We start from the raw sequence: 21,665 nt of genomic DNA on the forward strand, positions 1-21,665 counted from the left end.
GCCGGGGGACGCCGTTCGGAAAGGGGCCGCTTCCCTACGGAACCCCCGCTTCGAAGAGCACGTAGCCCGCGTACGACCCCGAAGCCATCGCGGCGATGCCGAGCAGCGTGCACAGCAGGCGCCGGCGCAGGCCGCGCATCGCGACGGCGAGCGGGATGAAGAGCGGGAAGCACGGGAGCAGATAGCGGGAGACGTTGCCGAATATCTGCTGGCTGCCCAGGACCAGGGCGAAGGTGAGGAGGGTGTAGACGGTCAGGACGGCCGGGGGGCGCAGGTGGATGAGGAGGGGGATCAGGAGCAGGCCCAGCAGGACGACGCCCACGCCGATGGTGTCCTCGAACGGGAACGCGAAGAGGTAGTCGTAGTGGCCCACCGCGACGGAGGTGAAGACGTCCAGGGTCTGTTCGCCGTAGTCGAAGGTGTGGGCCCAGGCGCCCTTCTGGAGTGCGAAGTAGCCGCCGTATTCGCCCATCCGGTGACCGACCCAGAGCAGGTAGCCGGCCAGGCCGAGCGGGGCGATCAGTGTCGCGGTCAGCGGGCGCGCGAAGTGGTCCTGGCGGCGGACCACGGCGAGCAGCGCGGCCACGGCCAGGGCCGCGATGAGCGCGGCGGCGGTCGGGCGGTTGAGGCCGGCGGTGAAGGTGAGGACCCCGGCGGTGAGCCATCGATGGCTGATGACGGCGTGACAGGCCCAGACGGCGAGGGCGACGTAGAGGGACTCCGAGTAGGCCGACCACTCCATGCCGGAGCCGGGCCAGACGGCCCACAGCCCGGCCGCGGCGAGCCCGGCCCGTCTGCCGCCGAACCGGGCGGTGACGGCGTAGATGCCGAGGGCGGCGACGAACGAGGCGACGACCGAGACCAGCATGCCGGCGCCGTACAGGCCGAGTCCCGTGCATTCGGAGACGAGCCGCATCGTCGCGGGGTAGAGCGGGAAGAACGCCGCCGAGTTGCCTTCGAGGGTGATCAGCCCGGTGGCTCCGGGAACCTCGACCAGCGCGGGGTGGTAGCCGTGTTCGGCGACCTGCTGGTACCACCAGCCGTCCCAGCTGGCCAGTACGTCCCAGGTGTGGGCGCCGCCGCCGAAGCGCGGGTTTTTCTTCCGGAAGTCCCCGGAGGAGTCCAGCAGGTACATGAAGACCAGGAAGCCGATGAGCTTCAGCACGCCGTAGAGCGCGAGCACGGGGACGTACTGCCGGGCCGTACGGCGCAGGGGCGAACCCTGGTCCCGGCCGGGGCCGGTGATGTGGGGCTGGGACTCGGGCGAGCCGGTGCCGGGGCCGGCGGCCGGCGTCATCGTGGGGTTCATATGGCCCGGGCTCCCGTCCCGCGGCGGCGGGCGGGGAACACCCAGGCCCGGAAGAGCAGGAAGCGCAGGAGGGTGGCGGCCAGGTTGGCGGCGACGAGCACCCCGACCTCCGTGGGGCGCGCCGCCCCGGGTGCCACGTGGTGCAGGGCGGCGAGTGATCCGCTGGTGAGGGCCAGGCCGATCACGAAGACCAGCAGCCCCTTGGCCTGGTGGCGCATCGCGCCGGCGCGACCGCGCAGTCCGAAGGTGAGCCGCCGGTTGGCGGCCGTGTTGGCGATCGCGCAGGCCAGCAGGGCCAGCGCGTTGGCGGCCTGCGGCCCCGCAGCCGGGCGCAACCCCGCGTACAGCAGGACGTAGGCGACGGTGCTCACGGCTCCCACGGCGGCGAAACGCAGCAGTTGGCCCACCAGTCCCGGTGCGCCCGGCGGGTCGGCGTCGGCGCTCCGGCGCAGCCCGGCCATCGGCAGCGTGCCCCGGGCCAGGGCCCCGCCGATCCTGGCGATGCCGCGCAGGTCGGACAGTGCGGTGGAGAGGATGTCGACCCGGCTGTCGGGGTCGTCCACCCAGTCGACCGGCACCTCGTGTATCCGCAGCCCGGCCCGCTCGGCGATCACCAGCAGCTCGGTGTCGAAGAACCACCCCGAGTCCTTCACCAGGGGCAGCAGTCGCTCGGCGACATCGCGCCGGACCGCCTTGAAGCCGCACTGCGCGTCGGAGAAGCCCACGGCGAGGGTGGAGCGCAGCAGGACGTTGTAGCAGCGGGAGATGATCTCCCGCTTGGGGCCGCGCACCACCCGGGAACCGCGTGCCAGGCGGGTGCCGATGGCGATGTCGGAGTGCCCGGAGATCAACGGCGCGACCAGGGGCAGCAGTGCCGTCAGGTCGGTCGACAGGTCCACGTCCAGGTACGCGAGCACCGGTGCCGGCGAAGCCGACCACGCGGCGTGCAGCGCCCGGCCCCGCCCCTTCTCGGCCAGCCGCAGCCACTGCGCCTCGGGCAGTTCGGCGGCCAGCCGGGCCGCGATCCGCGGGGTCTCGTCGGTGCTGGCGTTGTCCGCGACGGTGATCCGGAACGGGTACGGGAAGGTCTCGCGCAGATGCGCGTGGAGCCGCCGCACGCTCGGTTCCAGGTCCCTCTCCTCGTTGAACACCGGGACGACCACGTCCAGGACGGGCTCCCGCTGGTGCGCCGACACCGGGGTGCGGAGCGGGAGTCGGTCCATCCAGTCGTCCGGCGAGGAGAGGGGGTCCGTCACGGCGCTTGGGCCTGCTTTTGTCACGTTGATTCCCGTTTTATGGTCTACGGCAGGGTGCGGCGAGGTCGGGCACGCCAGTGCTGCGGTCAGGGGTCACGAGGGCGGTCGGGACAGCGGTGCCGCTCCGGCTATCCGGAGTCCGCCGACACCGACGGCTCCACCGTCGTGGGCGTGCTCGACGGCGTCGCGGGCGCCCTGGACGTCTGTGCCGTCCGGGAGGGCGGTGGCGCGCTGGGCGAGGACGGGTGCGAGGACGGCGTGGACGAACTCCCGGTCGACGGCGGTGCCGTGACGGGAGGAGAGGTCGTCCCGGCGGTCCCGGCCGGGGTGCCGGCCGGGGTCTCGGTGGCGGTCGCGCCCGGTGACGCCTCCGAGGTCGGCGACGGCTGCGGGCTCGGGGAGGCCGGGCTCAGCACGGGCTGCGGCAGCGGAGCCTGCGGCCTGTCCTCGACACGGTCGTGGGGCAGCAGGAAGATGCCGATACCGAGCCCGGCGACGGCCAGGACGGAGCCGACCGCCTTCTGTGCCGCGCGGGCACGGCGGCGGGCCCGCACCCGGGACCGGAGACGGACCTGGTGCTCGCTGTTGAAGGGGGTGTGCTCGTGGGCGTCGCGCATCATGCGCGCGAGCTCCCGCTCGAAGTGATCCATGGACTCCCCTTCACCCCACCGGCTCGATGACATCGGCCAGGATCCGGCGCAGCCGTGCCACGCCACGCGACGCATGGGATCGAGCGGTGCCCACCGGGCACCCCAGCACCTCGGCGACCTGTCTCTCGGACAGGTCCTGGTAGTAGCGCAGCACCACCGCGGCCCGCTGCTTCGGCGGCAACTGGGCGAGCGCGGCCTCCAGTCGCGAGCGCTCCGCCACGGAGGCGGACATGTCACCCGCCGCCGCCAGGTCCGGCAACTGCTCCACCGGGCGCTCGCCCCACCAGCGCCGGCGCGCCGAGCGGGCGGCCGCTCGCGCCAGCACCTTGCGTACGTACGCCTCCGGGGCCTCGTCCGCGATCTTGGGCCAGACGAACCAGAGCTTGACCAGCGCCTCCTGGAGCAGATCCTCCGCCCGGTGCCGGTCACCTCCCACCAGGAGCCGTGCGAGGTGGAACAACGCCGACCAACGGGCTGCCACGAACCCGTCGAACCCATCGGCCCGATCCTGCTCCATCCGCACCGTCCCCGCTCCGGCCAACCCCCTACACCTGGAGAAAGACGCTGACTCCCGCCCAGCGATGCACTCCGGCCATGTGATCCGGGTCACGCGAACCTTCCGCGGTCCCTTACCCGACAGGTCATCGACCCCGGTGGGTGCGCATGCCACGCTCATCGACGTACCGAGCCGACCCACCCGACCGAAGGGAAGGACCCCATGGCCGCCTACGCCATCGCCCACCTCCAAGAGGCCGCGCCGCACCCGGAGATCGCCGAGTACATGGAGCGCATCACGGCCACCTTCGAGCCGCACGGCGGCCGTTTCCTCGTCCACGGCACGCAGCACGAGGTACGGGAGGGCAGTTGGCCCGGGCACGTCGTGGTGATCGGCTTCCCCGGGATCGCCGAGGCGCGGGCCTGGTGGGACTCCCCCGCGTACCAGGCGATCGCCCCGCTGCGGTCTCGGCACATCCAGGGCGACATCATCCTCGTGGAAGGCGTCCCCGAGGGCTACGACGCGACCACCACGGCGAAGGCGCTGCGGGAGTCCCTGCCCGCCGAGTAGTCGTGACCCACGTCACACGCAGAGCGTGGAACTCGGGTGTGGTCAGCGGCGAACGGCAGAGGACGATGCCCGCGACCACGAGGGAAGTTCATGAACCGAAGAGGCGAGCAGTGACCGTCTCACCGAGCGTCGGGATCCGCCACGCGTCCGGCACGGACGACGTCGCCGACTCCGACGCCTCGGTCGTCGAACGGTCCTGGCAGGATCCTGATGCCTTCGCCGAGCTGTTCGAACGGTATGCCGACGACATCCACCGGTACGTGGCCAGACGGCTCGGTACCGACGTGGCGGACGATCTCATGGCGGAGACCTTCGTCATCGCCTTCCAGCGACGCCGCCGCTACGACCTGTCCCAGCCGCACGCGCGACCATGGCTGTACGGGATCGCCACCAACCTGGTCGGCCGGCACCGGCGGGCCGAGGCACGCCGGCTGCGCGCACTGTCCCGTGTGACGTCCCTGATCCCCGGCGAGGGCGGGGACGACGGCGAGCCCCTTGCGGACCGGATCGCCGACAAGGTCAGCGCCGAAAGCTCCCGCGCCGCACTCGCCGGGGCGCTGGGCCGGCTTCCCGCCCGTCACCGCGACGTGCTGCTGCTGATCACCTGGGGTGATCTCGACTACCGGGAAGCGGCGCGGGCCCTGGGGATCCCCGTGGGCACGGTGCGCTCCCGGCTGCACCGGGCCCGCGGCAAGGTGCGCCAGGCACTGGGCGAGCCGGCTTCCACCCTCCCGCACGAAGACCACAAGGAGACCCGTCATGGATGACCTCACCTCGGTACGGGAGTGGGCGGCCGACACTCCCCCGCTCACCGACGAGGCGCGCGCCGCGGCGCGTACCAGGCTGCGGCGGGCCATCGTCCAGGAGCGGCACCGGACGGCGCCGGCCGGTCTGCCCCGGCGGCTCGTGCTGCGCGGTGCGCTCGCGGGAACGGCCGCCGCGGCGACGGCGGGTGTCGTCCTCGTGGCCACGCGGGACGGCGGGGGCACCGACGCGCCGCGGATCGCCACGCTCAGCGCGGCCGAGGTGCTCCGCAAGGCCGCGGACAGGTCGCGAGCCGACGGCGACCGGCTTCCGGTGCCGCGCGACGACCAGTACTTCTACACCAAGACCTACATCACACGGACACCTCTCAAGGGCGGCAAGACCCGTACCTGGACGGACGAGAGCTGGATGTCGGTGGACGGCTCCAAGCCCTCCTGGCGCGAGGAGTACGGAAAGGTCCACCACGACCCGCCGCTGGGCAAGCACGAGGTGCGGTGGCCGCCCACCGTCTACTCCAAGCTCGCCACCATGCCGACGGACCCGGACAAGCTCCTCAGCGGCTTCCGCGGCCCGAAGAGCGCGTCTGCGACCGACCTCATGGTGTTCGTGAATGTGTGCATGCTGATGATGGGCCCCCGGGTGATGCCACCGGGGCTGCAGGCCGCCGCCTTCGAGGCCCTCGCGAAGATCCCCCGGGTCAGACTCGACTACGACGAGGTGGACGTGCTGGGCCGGCAGGGGGTCGGAGTCTCCTACCCGGGGTCCACCTTCACCTTCCTCTTCGACCGGCACACCTACGACTACCTGGGGATGCGACTCAAGGGCAGCAGTGCCAAACGCGTGCACCACGAGTGGCGGCAGGTCGGCTGGTACCACGAGACGAGGAGCCTGCGGCAGATCGGCGTGGTCGACCGAATCGGCCAGCACTCGTAGGCCTACGCGGACCCGGCACCGGCGGGCTCCAACTCCCTTGATATGTACGTCGCTTGATCCACCGTTTATTGTCAACCCTGCCAATAGGGGGGACGACATGACGGCGCGACGGCGCAGATGCTCGCCGACGGGCCGGACCGGGCCCGGATCGAGAAAGTGGTCCTGCTCGCGCTGCCCGCCGCGTACGGCTACGCGCTCGACAGGCGGTCGTGGCTGGCCGGGCGCCACGGCCCTGCCGGGCTGCCAGTGCACGTGATCCATCCGGACCGCGGCCGGCTGACCGAGGAGGAACTGGCCGCCGTCACGGAAGCGCTCGGGCACCCGGTTCGGCAGATCCTCTCCCACTTCTGGGCTCGTAGGTGAGCTGCTTCACCTGACGGAGAGTCAGGGTCGTCTCCACGGCCCGTACGCCGTCGAGGGCGCCGATCTTCTCGCTCAGGTACGTGTAGAGATCCCCGACGCCGGTGTGCAGCGTGGAGGCCGCGATGTTGGCCGGGCCGGTGATCGCCGCGGCGAAGCGGACTTCGGGGTGGGCCGCGAGCGCGTGGCCGACCTCGGCGAGCTTGGCCGGGGTCACGGTGAGCCAGAGCATGGCGTCGACTTCCTGGCCAAGGGGTTCGTGGTCGTGCTGCACGTCGAAGTAGAGCAGGCCCGTCGCCCGCAGGCTCTCCAGGCGCCGCTTGACCACGGACTCCGTCAGCCCGGTCGCGGTCTGGAGTTCGGTGAGGGGGGCACGGCCGTCGCGCCGGAGGACGGCGAGCAGGCGCTCGTCGTCCGCGTCCAGCGACACGGGGCCCGGGGCCGGTTCGCACTGCTCCGGCCGGAGAGCGGCCTCCTCCTGCGGCGTGAGGGCGTTGACCTTGGTGAGCCAGCCGAGGGGGCCGCCGTAGAAGGAGTGCAGCACACAGTGGGCGCTGACCGAGGTGACGCGCGGCGTGCGCTGGAGACGGTCGAAGAGCAGTTCGTCCCGCTCCTGCCGGCTGCGTGGCTTCATCGCGCACATCACCTCCGTACCGCCGGAGATCAGGACGACGTACGCGGTGTCGGACCGCCTGGCGAGCGCTCCGGCGAGCCGGTCGGCCACGTCCGGGGTACAGGTCAGCCGGACGATCCAGGTGTCGCGGCCGAGCCGGCCGTCGTCGGTCATGCCGAGCACACGCAGCCGTGCCGTGTCGTGCAGACGGCGAAAGCGCCGGGCGACGGTCTGGTCGGACACGCCCAGTACCTGTGCGATGCGGCTGAAGGGCGCCCGCCCGTCGAGTTGCAGCGCCTGCAGCAGCTTCAGGTCGAGCGCGTCGGGTGCGCGGGAGTTCACCGGGTCGTCTCCTGCCGGGGATGCGTCGGGGGTGCGAGGGGGATGCGTGAGGCCATCGTCCACGGCGTCGACGGCCGCGGCCCGGAACCCGCGTGACGTGGCGTTCCGGGCCTCGCGAGGGCGTCCAGGCGGGGACGCGCCGCCCTCACCGCTCGAGCGGCTCCCCGGTGGCGGTCGGCTGCCGCGGGACGGCCGCACCGCTCCCGGCCACCGCTTGCGAGGTCCCGCGCGGGCGGCGCAGCAGGACCGCGCCGATCACCGCGGCGAGCAGCATCAGGGCCGCGGAGACGAGCAGGCAGAGATGGAGACCGTCGAGAAAGGACTCGGAGAGGGCGCCCAGGGCCCGCCCCCGGGCCGCTCCGAGGTCCATCGGGGCCACCGCGGCGAGGCCGTTCGCCTCCACCGCGGAGGTGACGCGCTCGGCGGTGGCGCCGCCGATACCGGCCTCGGCGAGGTGCCCCGGCAGTGTGTCCACGGCCTCGGTGGTCAGCAGCGTGCCGAGGACGGCCGGTCCCAGTGCGGCGCCGACCTGCCGGAAGGCGTTGTTGCCCGCCGCGGCCATGCCCGCCAGGTGGTGCGGCACCGAGGCGACCGCGGTGGCCGTGATCGAGGTGAACGCCGTGCCGAGCCCCAGCCCGAGCAGGGCCAGCCGCCAGGCCAGCGAACCGAACGAGGTGTCCGCGTCGATCGTCGTCAGCGTCAGCAGCGCGCCCGCGGTGACGAGCAGGCCGCCGGTGATCAGGACGCGGGCCGGCACCCGGTGGGAGAGGCGGCCGAACACCCCGCCCAGCACGATGGGCGTCATCGTGACCATCAGCAGCCGCAGACCGGCCTCCAGCGTGCTGAGCTGCTGCACCATGCCGAAGTAGAGGCTGAGGACGAAGAAGAAGCCGATCAGCCCGAGGAAGCTGATCAGGATGACCACGGTCGTCGCGGTGAAGGCCGGGCTGCGGAAGAGGGTCAGGTCCAGCATGGGGCTGTCGGCGCGCCGCTCCGCCAGGACGAAGGCGACCGCGCCGGCCGCGGCGGCGAACAGGGCCAGCATCACCCGGGTGTCCGTGAAGGAACCGGCGCCGCCTTCGATGACCCCGTACACCAGGGCGGTGATGGTCAGCGCGGCGGTGATCTGGCCGGGCCAGTCCAGGCGGCGCGTGCCGGGGGCGCGGGAGTCGGTGAGCAGCGGGACGGCGAGCGCCATCACGAGGAGCGACACCGGGACGGGCAGCAGGAAGATCCAGCGCCAGGCGAAGTGGTCCAGGATCACCCCCGCGATCAGCGGGCCGACCGCGAGCGCCCCCATGAGGGCCGTCGCCCACAGGCCGATGAACTTTCCGCGCTCCCTCGGGTCCGGCACGGCGTGGCTGATCAGCGCGAGCGTCATCGGCAGCAGCGCGGCCGAGCCCACGCCCGAGAGCGCCTGCCCCGCCCACAGGGTCTCCACCGACCGCGCCGACAGGGACACGGCCGCCCCGAGCGCGCAGAAGGCCAGGCCCGCCTGGAACACCTTCTTGCGGCCGTGCACGTCACCGAAGACGCCGGCGGTCAGGATCAGCGCGGCCACCGGCAGTACGAACGACGAGGACACCCACGACAGCTGGGACGTCGACGCGTGCAGCGCCCGCTGGATGGCCGGCAGGCTCACGGAGACGGTGGTGACCGGCAGATAGGCGACGAACACGCCTACGCAGGCCATGACGAGCGTCACCGCCCGTCGGTCCGCCGGCGCGTTCGTTGTTCTGGCGTTCAAGTGGCCCTCCCTCGTTGCGCCGGGCAGCCCGCCCGGCTTCGACCGCGCTCACCTTCCGCTTCGAGTCGGGACGGAGCCAGCCACGTACGCCGGAATCCTGGAAATCCGACATCGGGCCCGCTGTGGCAAGGGTTTTCTTCCACGGATGCGGGCCGAGGCGGAGCGAGTGGCTCCGGGGCGACGCGGCACGCCAAACTTGAATCATTCGTTTTACTACACAGATCGTGTTTATGGAGGTAGGTTGGCCCGCATGTCCGCATCCCAGAGTCCGACCACAGCCGAGGAGCTGCGCGGTGCCGGCCTGCGGGTGACGGCCGCCCGCGTCGCGCTGCTCCAGACCGTCCGGGACGGTGATCACCTCGGCGTCGAGGCGATCGCCTCCGGAGTGCGTGAACGCGTGGGCCATATTTCGCTCCAAGCCGTCTACGAGGCGCTCCACGCGCTCACCACGGCGGGTCTCATACGCCGCATCGAACCGGCCGGCAGCCCGGCACGGTTCGAGGGACGCGTAGGAGACAACCACCACCATCTCGTGTGCCGGTCGTGCGGTGCCGTCGCGGACGTCGACTGCGCCGTCGGCGACGCGCCCTGCCTGGCCGCCTCCGACGACCACGGCTTCTCGATCGACGAGGCCGAGGTCATCTACTGGGGCCAGTGCCCCGACTGTTCCACCGCCCGTAGTTCCTGAGCACCGTGATCCACACAGTTCGGAAGGACTCCCATGACTGAGAACCATGATGCGATCGTCACGGACCCGAAGCCGGAGGAGACAGGCGGCTGCCCGGTCGCACACGGGCGCGCGCTGCACCCGACCCAGGGCGGCGGAAACCGCCAGTGGTGGCCGGAGCGGCTCAATCTGAAGATCCTTGCCAAGAATCCCGCCGTGTCCAACCCGCTCGGCGAGAAGTTCGACTACGCCGAGGCGTTCAAGGGCCTCGACCTGGCGGCCGTGAAACAGGACATCGCCGAGGTGCTGACCACCTCGCAGGACTGGTGGCCCGCCGACTTCGGCAACTACGGCCCGCTGATGATCCGCATGGCATGGCACAGCGCGGGCACCTACCGCATCAGCGACGGCCGCGGCGGCGCCGGCGCCGGCCAGCAGCGCTTCGCCCCGCTCAACAGCTGGCCGGACAACGGCAACCTCGACAAGGCCCGCCGTCTGCTGTGGCCGGTCAAGAAGAAGTACGGCCAGAGCATCTCCTGGGCCGACCTGATGATCCTCACGGGCAATGTCGCGCTGGAGCAGATGGGCTTCACGACCTTCGGCTTCGGCGGCGGCCGCGAGGACGTCTGGGAGGCCGAGGAGGACGTGTACTGGGGTCCCGAGACCACCTGGCTCGACGACCAGCGCTACTCCGGCGACCGTGAGCTGGAGAACCCGCTCGGCGCCGTCCAGATGGGCCTCATCTACGTCAACCCGGAGGGCCCGAACGGCAACCCGGACCCGCTGGCCGCGGCCCGCGACATCCGTGAGACGTTCCGCCGCATGGCGATGAACGACGAGGAGACCGTCGCCCTCATCGCCGGTGGCCACACCTTCGGCAAGACCCACGGCGCGGGCCCGGCGGACCACGTCGGCGCCGACCCCGAGGCCGCCTCGATGGAGGAGCAGGGCCTGGGCTGGAGGAACACCTTCGGCACCGGCAAGGGCGCGGACGCCATCACCTCCGGCCTGGAGGTCACCTGGACCACCACGCCGACCCAGTGGAGCAACGGGTTCTTCAAGAACCTCTTCGAGTACGAGTACGAGCTCACCCAGAGCCCGGCCGGCGCCCACCAGTGGGTGGCGAAGGACGCCCCGGAGATCGTCCCCGACGCGCACGACCCGTCGAAGAAGCACCGCCCGATGATGCTCACCACCGACCTGTCGCTGCGGTTCGACCCGATCTACGAGCCGATCTCCCGCCGCTTCTACGAGAACCCCGACCAGTTCGCGGACGCCTTCGCCCGCGCCTGGTACAAGCTGACCCACCGCGACATGGGCCCGAAGTCGCTGTACCTCGGCCCGGAGGTCCCGGCGGAGACCCTGGTCTGGCAGGACCCGCTGCCCGAGGCCGAGGGCGAGCCGATCGACGCCGCCGACGTCGCGGCCCTCAAGGCCAAGCTGCTCGACTCGGGTCTGACCGTGTCCCAGCTGGTCTCCACCGCGTGGGCCTCGGCCTCGACGTTCCGCGCCAGCGACAAGCGCGGCGGCGCCAACGGCGCGCGCATCCGCCTGGAGCCGCAGCGCGGCTGGGAGGTCAACGACCCCGACCAGCTCGCGACCGTCCTGCGCACCCTCGAGGGCGTCCAGCAGGAGTTCAACGCCGCCGGCGGCAAGAAGGTGTCCCTGGCCGACCTGATCGTGCTGGGCGGCTCCGCGGCCGTCGAGCGCGCCGCCAAGGACGGCGGCTTCGAGGTCGAGGTGCCCTTCACCCCGGGCCGGGTCGACGCGACCGAGGAGCACACCGACGCGGAGTCCTTCGCCGCGCTGGAGCCGACCGCCGACGGGTTCCGCAACTACCTCGGCAAGGGCAACCGCCTGCCGGCCGAGTTCCTGCTGCTGGACCGGGCGAACCTGCTGAGCCTGAGCGCTCCGGAGCTGACGGTCCTCGTCGGCGGCCTGCGTGTCCTGGGCGCCAACCACCAGCAGTCGCAGCTCGGCGTTCTCACCAAGACGCCCGGCGCGCTGACCAACGACTTCTTCGTCAACCTGCTCGACCTGGGCACGACGTGGAAGGCGACCGCGGAGGACCAGAGCGCCTTCGAGGGCCGCGACGCCGCAACGGGCGAGGTCAAGTGGGCCGGCAGCCGTGCCGACCTGGTCTTCGGCTCGAACTCCGAGCTGCGCGCCCTCGCGGAGGTCTACGCGAGCGACGACGCGAAGGAGAAGTTCGTGCACGACTTCGTCGCGGCATGGACCAAGGTCATGAACCTCGACCGGTTCGACCTCGTCTGATCCCGGCCCCGTCCGGTACGACGCCCGGGCCGGCCCGCGAGGGTCGGCCTGGGCGTCGGCGCGTTCAGGGGCGCCCTAGTGAACGAGATCGGCGAGCCGGGGAACCACCCGGGTCAGCCGGAGGACGCCCCACACGATCAGCAGGGCCCCCGCCAACTCGGGCAGCAGCCACCAGCCGGTACGGATCTCCTCGTCGAACAGCGTCACGCCCAGCGCGAGGCTCACGGTGGCGTCACCGATGGTCAGCGCGGGCTGCGAGGCGGCCAGCGGGCCGGCCTGCAGGGAGTTCTCCAGCAGCAGGAGCGCGCCCACGCCGACGAGTGCGAACCCGTAGGTCTGCCAGGTGGTCAGGAAGGCGGGGAGGCCGGCGTCGGCGAGCCGGTCGGTGGCCGACTTCATCAGGGCGGCGGTCAGGGCGTTGCCGATCGCGGCGGCCGCGGCGAGTACGGCCGCCCGGAAGAGGGGCGAGCGTGCGGGGCGGGCGAGGACCACGGCCCCGGCCATCGCACCCAGGCACAGCGCCAGGGCCGGCACCCAGCGGTCCATGGCCGCCTGGTTCCGGGTGCCCGAGGGATCCGCCGCGAACAGCACCAGCGCCAGTCCGGCGACCACTCCCCCGACCGCCTGCCAGCCGGCCGCGGGCAGCCGGCGGTGCAGCAGCGGGCCGGCGATCAGCAGGGCGAACGGCAGCTCCAGGATGAACAGCGGCTGGACCAGGGCCATGGGCCCGTTCACCAGGGCCACGGCCTGGAACAGCGCGGCGCCCGCGACGCCCGCGATGCCGATCATCCAGGCCGGGCGCCGAACCAGAGCGGCCAGGAGGCGCAGGCCACCGCCCCGCGACACCGTGGACGCGGCCTTGCGCTGGAACGCCGTTCCCATGGCATTGCTGGCGGCACCCAGGACGGCGAAGAGCACGGCGAGCACGATCACACGTTCACCATGCCTCGCCCCGGACGGTTCGGCCGCGTCGGCCACGGCCGCCGGGCCCTGCCGCGCGGACACATCGCCCGGATGCCCGAGGGGCGCACGGTGGGCCGCGGTGAGCCCTGTACGCGCCCCCGCGTGTGTGGGCAGAATGCGCCAAGTCCCCGTTCGGATGGCCGAGATGGTGTTCCCCGCCGCCACCTCTCCAGGAAAGCAGGTCGGCTCCGTGCTGTTGCGTCTTCCCACGTCCGTGTCCGAAGCACAGGAGTGCCTGTCCGAGGGAGCGGTGCCGGTGGGCGGCGCGACGCTCGTGTGGGCCACCTGGCAGCGGGACGGCTTCCCGGAGCAGGCCCTGTCCCTGCGTGACCTCCCGCAGGCCAATGTGGTCGGGCGCGAGGTGCTGGGCTCGGCCGTGGTGCTGAACCGGGTCGACGGCGCCGTGCCGGAAGTGCTGCGCCGGGCGGCCGCCTCGGTGGGGACCGGCGCCGTGCGGCGCACGGCCACGGTCGGCGGCAACCTCGTCGGCAGCACACTGCGCTGCCTGCTGCCCCCGGCGCTCGTGCTGGACGCCCGGTGCACAGTGCTCGAACCGCACGGCCTCTACGAGACCGACCTGGCCGAGGTGCTGGCGAAGCGTCAGCTGCTGGTCAGCCTGAGCTGGCGCGAACCGGTCGCCAGCGGGTACCGCAAGCTGCCCGGTGACGCGGGCGGGGCGCCGCCCCTGGTGGTCGCCGCCGCCGTGCACGCCGACGGCGGTTCGGACCGCCGCCTCCGGGTCGCCGTCCGCGACGGCTACGAGGTGCTCGGCGAGAGCGTGCCCTGCGGTACGGACAGCGGCGCCGAGCAGGTCCTCGACGACCTGCGGCGGACGGACCTCGGTGCCCTTCCCCCCACGGCCTGGGACGTCGTCCGCCAGGAGGTCACCGCCCTCCTGGCCCGCGTCGCCCCCTGACAGGCGGGCTTGCGTCGGCCCGATGCCTGGTCAGGGCCCATTGTCAGTGCCCTCCCGTATGTTTCGATCATCGAGGGCGGGCCGTCTGTCGGCCGCGCCGCTGTGGGGACTTACGCGGGAGGGGCCGGTCGTGGCGGAGACGACGTATCTGGAGCTGTCCGAGGACGGCGGCGGGGCGCACAAGTTCTACGAGGTGACGGTCGACGGGACAGCCGTCACGGTGCGCTACGGCCGCATCGGTTCGTCCGGCCAGGTGCAGGCGTCGTCGTTCGCGACACCGGCCAAGGCGCAGGCGGCCGCGGCGAAGAAGATCGACCAGAAGGTCCGCAAGGGCTACGCGGCGGCCGTGCCAGGAGGGCGCGCTCCGCGTGCGGTGACACGGCGCCAGGTCAGCTCCGCACCGTCCACGGCGCGGGCCACGGCGCCGGTGCTGTGGCGCTTCCGTACGGGCTCGGCCGCGTTCGGCATCCATGTCGACGAGGAGCGCGTCTGGGTGGGCAACCAGGCGGGCGACGTCTACACACTGGGCCACGACGGCGAGGTGCTGGCCCGTTACCGGCTTCCCGACGGCGTCAAGTGCCTGGTCGCCGACGACTTCTGGATCTACGCGGGGTGCGACGACGGCAGGGTGTACGACCTGTCGTCGAAGCTGCCCTTCGCCGCGTACGAGATCGCCGCGAACGTCGACATCTTCTGGCTGGACATCCATGAAGGGGTGCTGAACGTCTCGGACGAGTCGGGCGGTCTCACCGTGATCGACCACGAGGACGAGCACCAGTGGTCCAGGCGGTCGTCCGGCCGCTCGGGGTGGATGGTGCGGGCCGACGAGCACGCCGTCTACCACGGGCACGGCGAGGGTGTGACGGCCTACTCCCCGGACGGGGGCGGCGAGTTGTGGCACGCCGGCACCAGCGGAGGTGTGCTGTTCGGGTGGCAGGAGGCCACGTCGGTGTACGCGGGGACGGACCGCCGTGTGGTGCAGCGCCTGTCGAAGGCGAGCGGGCGGGTCGAGGGCGTCTACACGTGCGACGGCGCGGTGTACTCGTGCGCCACCGCGCCGGGCGGCCGCTATGTCTTCGCCGGCGACAACGCCTCCTCCGTCTACTGCTTCGACGCGTCCGGCACCCGGCTGTGGAAGCTGCGCACGGGCAGCGGCTCGGCCCTGTCCATGCAGTACTTCGACGAGCGGCTGTATCTGGTGACCACCGACGGGGCCCTGGTGTGCGTGGACACCTCGGAGGCGGCCATCGCCGCCGCCCAGCAGGGTTCGGTGCCGGTCGCCGTCGACGTGAAGTCGGCCGCCGCGCTGCCCACCTACGACCCGGCGACATCGGCGTCCGCCCTGGCGACCGTCAGCGCGCCGCCCGCGGGCGGGGTGGTCGTGGAGTGTGTCCAGCTGACCGGTGGCAGGCTGCGCGTCCACGTGGTGTCCGACGGCTTCGAGCCCGGCTGGAACGTGCAGTTCCCGCGCGAGATACGGGAGCCGGGGGCGCGCTACGTGGTCGACGCCGTCCATCCGGCGGCCGGCGGTTTCTACCGGGTGCGCGGCGAGATACGCCGGGTGCGGTAGACCGCGCCGTCCCATGATCCGGCGGCGACGGGGTAGAGGGAGCAGTGATCAGTCCCACCGTTCCCCCAGGAGAAGCCGAGGATGACGGACGACGCCTATCTGTTCCTGCTGGACGACACGACCGCACCGCTCGGTCTGCCGCCGACCGCCGTCGGTGAGCTCGCCTGTATGGAGACTCCCGCCGTGCGGGCATGGCTGGACGCGCACGGTGTGACGGCGACGTCCCCGAACCTGCGGCTGGTGCCGCCGGAGGACACCACGGCCATTCCCGAGGACGCGGAACGGCTGCCGGTGCCGCTCGGCGAGGAGGAACTGAGCCGGCTGCGGCAGCACACCGCCCCGGAGGCCGTGGCCCGGATCGAGGAGGAACTGCTGGCCTACCGCGACTGCGCCGACGGCCGGGACGCCCTGCTCGGCCGGGCGGTGGCGGCGGGTGTGCCGCTGGACCGCATCGCACGGCTGACCGGCGAGGACCCGGCGGCCGTGGCAGCCGCCGCGAGATGAGGGAGTGGGGGGCGCGGGGCGTGCGGTGACGGTGGACCTTAAAGCGCGGGAAACGGTCGCGAAACAGTGCGACGGGACTCTTCCCTGGAACTGCCCCTGCGGAAGAGGGAAGAACCGTGACGGACATCGTCGACAAAGAGACCTCGGCAACGACCACAGGTGGACGGACCTACAACGGCTGGACGCAGAACGACACGTTGGAGGACTACTCGCTGCGCTACGCGCCTAAGTCCTTCCGGCGGTGGACTCCCTACGTGGTGGCCACCACGGCGCTGGGCGGCATCGCCTACCTGGCCGACTTCGCCATCGGCGGCTCGATCGCGATCTCCAACGGCTTCTCCAGCGCCCTGGTGGCGATCCTGGCCGCGGCCGTGGTCATCTTCCTCACCGGCATCCCGATCTCGTACTACTCGGCGAAGTACTCCATCGACATGGACCTGCTGACCCGGGGTGCCGGCTTCGGCTACCTCGGCTCCACGCTCACGTCGGTGATCTACGCGAGCTTCACGTTCATCTTCTTCGCCCTCGAGGGCTCGATCATGGCGCAGGCCCTGGAGCTCGGCCTGCACATCCCGCTGGCGGTCGGCTACCTCATCTGCTCGCTGGTCATCCTGCCGCTGGTGATCTACGGCATGACGGCGCTCTCGAAGATGCAGGTGTGGACCCAGCCGGTCTGGCTGGTGCTGATGGTCGCGCCGTTCGTGTCCATCGCCGTCCAGGAGCCGGGCACGTTCTCGGAGTTCACCCACTTCGCCGGGAACTCCCCCACCGGTTCCGGCATCAGCATGCTCGGCATCGGCGCGGGCGCGGGTGTGGCGCTCTCGCTGATCGCCCAGATCGGCGAGCAGGTCGACTATCTGCGCTTCATGCCCGACAAGACGCCGCAGAACGCCAGGAAGTGGTGGGGCGCGGTGCTCTCCGCCGGCCCTGGCTGGGTGGTGCTCGGCGCGGCCAAGCAGATCGGCGGCGCGTTCCTGGCCTTCTACATCGCCGGCAGCGTGGGCCTGGCCAAGGCGAACGAGCCGATCCAGCAGTACGTGCACGGCTTCAAGACCTTCGCGGCGCCGGTCGCCCTGGGCCTGGCGACGTTCTTCGTGATCCTGTCCCAGATAAAGATCAACTCGACGAACGCGTACTCCGGTTCGCTGTCCTGGTCGAACTTCTTCTCCCGGCTGACCCACCGCCACCCGGGCCGCGTGGTCTACATCTTCCTCAATGTCGGCATCGCCCTGGCCCTGATGGAGGGCGGCGTCTTCGGGTTCCTCAACACGGTGCTCGGCTTCTACTCCAACGTGGCCATCGCCTGGATCGGCGCGGTCGTCGCCGACCTGGTCATCAACAAGCCGCTGAAGCTCAGCCCGTCGTACATCGAGTTCAAGCGGGCCCATCTGTACAACTTCAACCCGGTCGGCTTCGGCTCGATGCTGATCGCCTCGGCGGTCTCCATCGCCGCGTACTTCGAGGCGTTCGGCGACTACGGCAAGGCGTACTCCCCCTTCATCGCCCTGTTCCTGGCCATGGTGCTCTCGCCGCTGTTCGCGGTGCTCACCAAGGGCAGGTACTACATCGCCCGCGCCGATGACCTCGACGAGCCGCTGCTCGGCGCGGACGGTCTGCCGTCGGCGGCCACCCTGACCTGCTCGGTGTGCGCGACCGAGTTCGAGCGGCCCGACATGGCGGGCTGCCCCTTCCACGAGGGCGCCGTCTGCTCGCTGTGCTGCAGCCTGGAGAAGGACTGCCACGACTCCTGCAAGAGCGGTGACGGCACCCCCGTGGACCTCGCCATGCCGGCCGTGCGCACCGCCGACTGACCGCATCGGTTCGGAGAGATCGCCGGTCTCAACGACTCGGCCTGGCATGGTCCGGTCAAATCTGCGACGCTTCCGAGTGTTCAGCCGATCCACACAGTCCATGGCCGCCCCGGCGCACCCCAGCCGCCCGGCGGTCACCGAGCAGGCCGGAATCCCGGCCGCGGTAAAGGAGTTACGTGTGAGACCGACCCCCCACAGGAGCGTCAGCGGCCGCGGATCGCTCGCCGCGGGCGCCCTCGCCGTCGCCGTGCTGACCGCCCTCTCGCTGCCCGCCGGCCCGGCGGCAGCCGCGCCGCCCGCAGCGCCCGCCGCCTGCACCCCGGCGCAAGTGGTCACCAACGGCGGTTTCGAGAGCGGCACTTCGCCCTGGAGCCAGTCCTCGACCAGCGTGATCACCAGCCGGACCGGCCAGACCGCCCACGGCGGCACCTCCTTCGCCTGGCTGGACGGCGTCGGCGGTACGCACACCGACGCGCTCTCGCAGAGCATCACCGTCCCGGCCGGATGCGCCGGCGCCACCCTCAGCTTCTGGCTGCACGTCGACACCGCCGAGACGACCTCCTCCACCGCCTACGACAAGCTGACCGCGAAGATCGGCAGCACCACGCTGGCGACATACTCGAACCTCGACAAGAACACCGGCTATGCGCAGAAGTCGTTCGACGTGTCGGCGTTCGCGGGCCAGACGGTGAACCTCGCCTTCACCGGCACCGAGGACTCCAGCCTCCAGACCAGTTTCGTCGTCGACGACGTCACCCTGAACACCTCCGGCGACACGACGCCGCCCGCGGACTCCGCGCGCACCCCGGCCGCACCCTCGTACACCGTCAGCCTGAGCAGCAACACCAGCGGCACCGTGTGGACCGGACACGAGACCGCGACCTTCACCAACGCCTCCGCGACCGCGCTCGGCGAGGTGTACCTGCGGCTGTGGGACAACTACCACGGCACCTGCTCCGCCATGCCGATCACGGTCGGCAACGTCACCGGCGGCACCGCGGGCTCCCTCTCGGTCGGCTGCACGGCCCTGCAGATCACACTGCCGACGCCGCTGGCGCAGGGGCAGAGCGCCACCATCGGCTTCGACCTCGGCATCACCGTGCCCAGCGGCGCCGACCGCTTCGGCCACGACGGGGCGTTCAGCTTCATCGGCAACGCGCTGCCCGTGCTCGCCGTCAAGGACGGGGCGGGCTGGCACCTGGATCCGTACACCAACAACGGGGAGTCGTTCTACTCGCTGGCGGCCGACTTCAAGGTGACACTGGACCACCCCACCACCCTGCTGGTGCCCGCCACCGGCACCTCGGTCGACACCCCCGGCTCCAGCGGACGCACCGTCACCACCGCGACCGCCACCAAGGTCCGGGACTTCGCCTGGGCGGCCGGCCCCTTCACCAAGATCTCCGGCACGTCCTCCGCGGGCACCCCGATCAACGTCTACTCCGTCTCCGGCATCAGCTCGGCCGGCGCCCAGTCGATGCTCACCACCGCCAAGACCGCGGTCGACGCCCACGCCACCCGCTTCGGCGCCTACCCGTACGGCGAACTGGACGCGGTCATCGACAACAACTTCTGGTTCGGCGGCATGGAGTACCCGGGGTTCGTCCTCGACCTCGTCAGCACCACCGCGCTCACCCACGAGATCGGCCACCAGTGGTTCTACGGCATCGTCGGCGACGACGAGTACAACAGCCCCTGGCTGGACGAGGCGTTCACCGACTACGCCACCGACCTGGCGCTGGGCAAGACCGGCACCAGCTGCTGGAACAGCGTCTCGTGGGCCTCGTCGGCTGAGAAGATCACCAACTCGATGGCCTACTGGGACGCGCACTCCTCGCGCTACTCGACCGTGATCTACGGCTACGGCAAGTGCGCCCTGCACGACCTGCGGCGCGTCCTCGGCGACACCGCCATGGCGAAACTGCTGAAGGACTACGCCACTTCACACTGGTACGGCGTCTCGACCACGGCCGAGTTCAAGGCCGCCGCCCAGGCCGCCACGACCACCGACCTGACCGGCTTCTGGACCACGCACCGCATCGAGGGCTGACCCCGGCACCGGTCCGCCGCGGTCGCGCCCTGCGGCGTCACCGCGGCGAACCGGCGCGGCGGACGCCTTGTCACGCCAGGACGAAGCCCGCTCGCGCATGACTCACATCCCGCACACAGAGAGCCGATCCACTCGGTCCGCCCCCAAGTCGCTGCCATATTCGAAAGCCACTTCGGAGGTGGCTGTGACGACAGAGGCGACGACATCCGAGGCACCGGCGACGGCGGCACACGTGTCCGACCGCACCGCCGGCCGCATCACCGAGCTGGAACACCGTCGGACGCGGGCCATGGCACCGGGCGGCCCGCGACGACGCGGGGAGTTCACCGCCCGGGAGCGGATCGACCGGCTGCTGGACACCGGTTCCTTCACGGAGACCGGGCAGTTCGTGCGGGCCAGGTCCACCGGGGACGGCGCGCGCCGCCCGTACGGCGACGGGGTGGTCACCGGGCACGGCACGGTGGACGGACGCCCGGTCTGCGTGTTCGCCCAGGACTCCACGGTCTTCGGCGGCAGCATGGGCGAGGCCTTCGGGGAGAAGACCCTCGCCCTGATGGAGCTCGCGCTGAAGACCGGCTGCCCGGTCATCGGTCTCAACGACGGCGGAGGCGCCCGCATCCAGGAAGGTGTCGCCTCGCTCGCCCTCTACGCCGAGCTGGTACGCCGCAACGTGCGGGCGTCCGGCGTGATCCCGCAGATCTCCGTCATCCTGGGACCGTGCGCCGGCGGGGCCGCGTACTCGCCGGCGATCACCGACTTCACCGTGATGGTGGACCGCGCCTCGCACATGTTCGTCACCGGGCCCGACGTCATCCACGCCGTCACCGGCGAGCGCACCAGCGCCGAGGACCTGGGCGGCGCCCGCACCAGCAACACCGTCAACGGCAACGCGCACTTCCTCGCCGCCGACGAGGAGGACGCCCTCGGCACCGTACGCGACCTGCTGTCCTACCTGCCCGCCAACAACCTCGAAGGGCCCCCGCGGTACGCCCCGGGAGCGGCACCCGACGACGAGCGGCTGGACCGGATCGTGCCGGACCGGCTCGGGCAGGCCTACGACATGCGCGAGATCCTGCGCGCGGTCGTCGACGACGGTGAACTCCTGGAGGTCCAGGAGCTGTTCGCGCCGAACATCGTCTGCGCGCTGGCCCGCGTCGAGGGCGGGTCCGTCGGGGTCGTCGCCAACCAGCCGCTGCACGCCGCCGGGGTCCTCGACATCGACGCCTCCGAGAAGGCGGCGCGCTTCGTGCGGTTCTGCGACGCGTTCGGCATTCCGCTGCTGACCTTCGCCGACGTCCCCGGCTATCTCTCCGGCGTCCGCCAGGAACAGGGCGGGATCATCCGGCGGGGCGCCAAGCTGCTGTACGCCTATGCCGAGGCGACCGTCCCGAAGGTCACCGTGGTGGTGCGCAAGGCGTACGGCGGCGGGTACGCGGTGATGGGCTCCAAGCACCTGGGCGCCGACATCAACCTCGCCTGGCCCACCGCCCGGATCGCCGTCATGGGCGCCGAGGGCGCGGTGGGCCTGCTGCACCGGCGTGAACTGGCCGCCTCCGCCGACCCGGAGGCGCTGCGCGCCCGCCTCGTCGCCGCGTACGAGAGCACCCACGGCACGCCCTATCTCGCCGCCGAACGCGGATACGTCGACGCGGTCATCGCCCCGCGCGAGACCCGTGCCCAGGTCTGCCGCGCCCTGCGCGCCCTGCGCGGCAAGCGGGCCCCGATGCCGGAGCGCCGGCACGGAAACATCCCGCTCTGACCGGCCTGACCGGCCCACCGCCCCGGCCGGTCCCACCGAGCCGACCGGTCCCACCGCCCCGACCGCGCCGACCGCCGCGACCGGCGCGACCCCCAAGCCGATCCCGCGAT

The 21,665-nt window shown here is 71.6% G+C and carries 19 protein-coding genes; 12 read left to right on the forward strand and 7 right to left on the reverse strand.

Annotated elements, in window-relative coordinates:
• Positions 1-34: 34 nt before the first annotated feature.
• From ACZ7L0_RS36580 to ACZ7L0_RS36595, 4 genes are all read right to left on the reverse strand, one after another.
• A complete protein-coding gene (locus tag ACZ7L0_RS36580) occupies positions 35-1,297 on the reverse strand; it encodes a hypothetical protein (RefSeq protein WP_471246880.1) in 1,263 nt (420 codons plus the stop codon).
• An 8-nt stretch (positions 1,298-1,305) separates the two neighbouring features.
• Positions 1,306-2,532 (reverse strand): bifunctional glycosyltransferase family 2/GtrA family protein, encoded by a 1,227-nt coding sequence (locus tag ACZ7L0_RS36585; RefSeq protein WP_471246963.1) that lies wholly within the window; start codon positions 2,530-2,532, stop codon positions 1,306-1,308.
• A 161-nt stretch (positions 2,533-2,693) separates the two neighbouring features.
• Positions 2,694-3,215: a hypothetical protein gene (locus tag ACZ7L0_RS36590; protein WP_471246881.1), complete on the reverse strand. Its 522-nt coding sequence runs from the start codon at positions 3,213-3,215 to the stop codon at positions 2,694-2,696.
• Positions 3,216-3,225: 10 nt separating this feature from the next.
• The gene (locus tag ACZ7L0_RS36595; RefSeq protein ID WP_471246882.1) at positions 3,226-3,732 is read right to left on the reverse strand and encodes a SigE family RNA polymerase sigma factor; all 507 of its coding nucleotides are present in this window, start codon (positions 3,730-3,732) and stop codon (positions 3,226-3,228) included.
• 201 nt (positions 3,733-3,933) lie between these two features.
• On the opposite strand from ACZ7L0_RS36595, the gene ACZ7L0_RS36600 reads away from it, so the two are divergent.
• The 4 genes from ACZ7L0_RS36600 (at position 3,934) to ACZ7L0_RS36615 (ending at position 6,342) form a co-directional block, all read left to right on the forward strand.
• Positions 3,934-4,281: a DUF1330 domain-containing protein gene (locus tag ACZ7L0_RS36600; protein ID WP_471246883.1), complete on the forward strand. Its 348-nt coding sequence runs from the start codon at positions 3,934-3,936 to the stop codon at positions 4,279-4,281.
• A gap of 110 nt (positions 4,282-4,391) precedes the next feature.
• Positions 4,392-5,048, forward strand: a complete 657-nt coding sequence (locus ACZ7L0_RS36605; protein ID WP_471246884.1) for an RNA polymerase sigma factor — start codon at positions 4,392-4,394, stop codon at positions 5,046-5,048.
• Positions 5,041-5,979, forward strand: coding sequence for a CU044_5270 family protein (locus ACZ7L0_RS36610; RefSeq protein ID WP_471246885.1), 939 nt, complete (start codon positions 5,041-5,043; stop codon positions 5,977-5,979). Before ACZ7L0_RS36605 ends, ACZ7L0_RS36610 begins: the two co-directional genes overlap by 8 nt.
• A 117-nt stretch (positions 5,980-6,096) precedes the next feature.
• The gene (locus ACZ7L0_RS36615) at positions 6,097-6,342 is read left to right on the forward strand and encodes a hypothetical protein (protein ID WP_471246886.1); all 246 of its coding nucleotides are present in this window, start codon (positions 6,097-6,099) and stop codon (positions 6,340-6,342) included.
• Here ACZ7L0_RS36615 and ACZ7L0_RS36620 read toward each other — a convergent pair.
• Both ACZ7L0_RS36620 and ACZ7L0_RS36625 read right to left on the reverse strand, forming a co-directional pair.
• A complete protein-coding gene (locus tag ACZ7L0_RS36620; protein WP_471246887.1) occupies positions 6,281-7,294 on the reverse strand; it encodes an Lrp/AsnC family transcriptional regulator in 1,014 nt (337 codons plus the stop codon). The genes ACZ7L0_RS36615 and ACZ7L0_RS36620 overlap by 62 nt on opposite strands.
• Before the next feature lie 145 nt (positions 7,295-7,439).
• Positions 7,440-8,987: an MFS transporter gene (locus ACZ7L0_RS36625; protein ID WP_471246964.1), complete on the reverse strand. Its 1,548-nt coding sequence runs from the start codon at positions 8,985-8,987 to the stop codon at positions 7,440-7,442.
• Positions 8,988-9,291: 304 nt separating this feature from the next.
• On the opposite strand from ACZ7L0_RS36625, the gene ACZ7L0_RS36630 reads away from it, so the two are divergent.
• Complete coding sequence (locus ACZ7L0_RS36630) at positions 9,292-9,729, forward strand: Fur family transcriptional regulator (RefSeq protein ID WP_471246888.1); 438 nt, start codon at positions 9,292-9,294, stop codon at positions 9,727-9,729.
• A 33-nt stretch (positions 9,730-9,762) separates the two neighbouring features.
• Positions 9,763-11,982 carry a catalase/peroxidase HPI gene (katG, locus tag ACZ7L0_RS36635; RefSeq protein ID WP_471246889.1) on the forward strand — a complete coding sequence of 740 codons (2,220 nt, stop codon included), beginning with the start codon at positions 9,763-9,765 and terminating at the stop codon, positions 11,980-11,982.
• 75 nt (positions 11,983-12,057) lie between these two features.
• Here the strand turns inward: katG and ACZ7L0_RS36640 are convergent, their stop codons facing one another.
• Positions 12,058-12,915: a DMT family transporter gene (locus tag ACZ7L0_RS36640; protein ID WP_471246890.1), complete on the reverse strand. Its 858-nt coding sequence runs from the start codon at positions 12,913-12,915 to the stop codon at positions 12,058-12,060.
• Positions 12,916-13,135: 220 nt separating this feature from the next.
• Between ACZ7L0_RS36640 and ACZ7L0_RS36645 the strand changes: the two genes are divergently transcribed.
• The 6 genes from ACZ7L0_RS36645 to ACZ7L0_RS36670 all read left to right on the forward strand — a co-directional run bounded on the left by ACZ7L0_RS36645 (position 13,136) and on the right by ACZ7L0_RS36670 (position 21,555).
• Positions 13,136-13,861, forward strand: a complete 726-nt coding sequence (locus tag ACZ7L0_RS36645; protein ID WP_471246965.1) for an FAD binding domain-containing protein — start codon at positions 13,136-13,138, stop codon at positions 13,859-13,861.
• Between the two features lie 130 nt (positions 13,862-13,991).
• Positions 13,992-15,431, forward strand: coding sequence for a WGR domain-containing protein (locus ACZ7L0_RS36650; protein ID WP_471246891.1), 1,440 nt, complete (start codon positions 13,992-13,994; stop codon positions 15,429-15,431).
• A gap of 81 nt (positions 15,432-15,512) precedes the next feature.
• Complete coding sequence (locus ACZ7L0_RS36655; RefSeq protein ID WP_471246892.1) at positions 15,513-15,935, forward strand: DUF6003 family protein; 423 nt, start codon at positions 15,513-15,515, stop codon at positions 15,933-15,935.
• A gap of 116 nt (positions 15,936-16,051) precedes the next feature.
• Complete coding sequence (locus tag ACZ7L0_RS36660; protein ID WP_471246893.1) at positions 16,052-17,746, forward strand: purine-cytosine permease family protein; 1,695 nt, start codon at positions 16,052-16,054, stop codon at positions 17,744-17,746.
• A gap of 178 nt (positions 17,747-17,924) precedes the next feature.
• Positions 17,925-19,796 carry a M1 family metallopeptidase gene (locus ACZ7L0_RS36665; RefSeq protein WP_471246894.1) on the forward strand — a complete coding sequence of 624 codons (1,872 nt, stop codon included), beginning with the start codon at positions 17,925-17,927 and terminating at the stop codon, positions 19,794-19,796.
• A gap of 289 nt (positions 19,797-20,085) precedes the next feature.
• Positions 20,086-21,555, forward strand: a complete 1,470-nt coding sequence (locus ACZ7L0_RS36670) for an acyl-CoA carboxylase subunit beta (protein ID WP_471246966.1) — start codon at positions 20,086-20,088, stop codon at positions 21,553-21,555.
• Positions 21,556-21,665 lie beyond the last annotated feature (110 nt).

Source organism: Streptomyces sp. NPDC039424 (assembly GCF_055639495.1).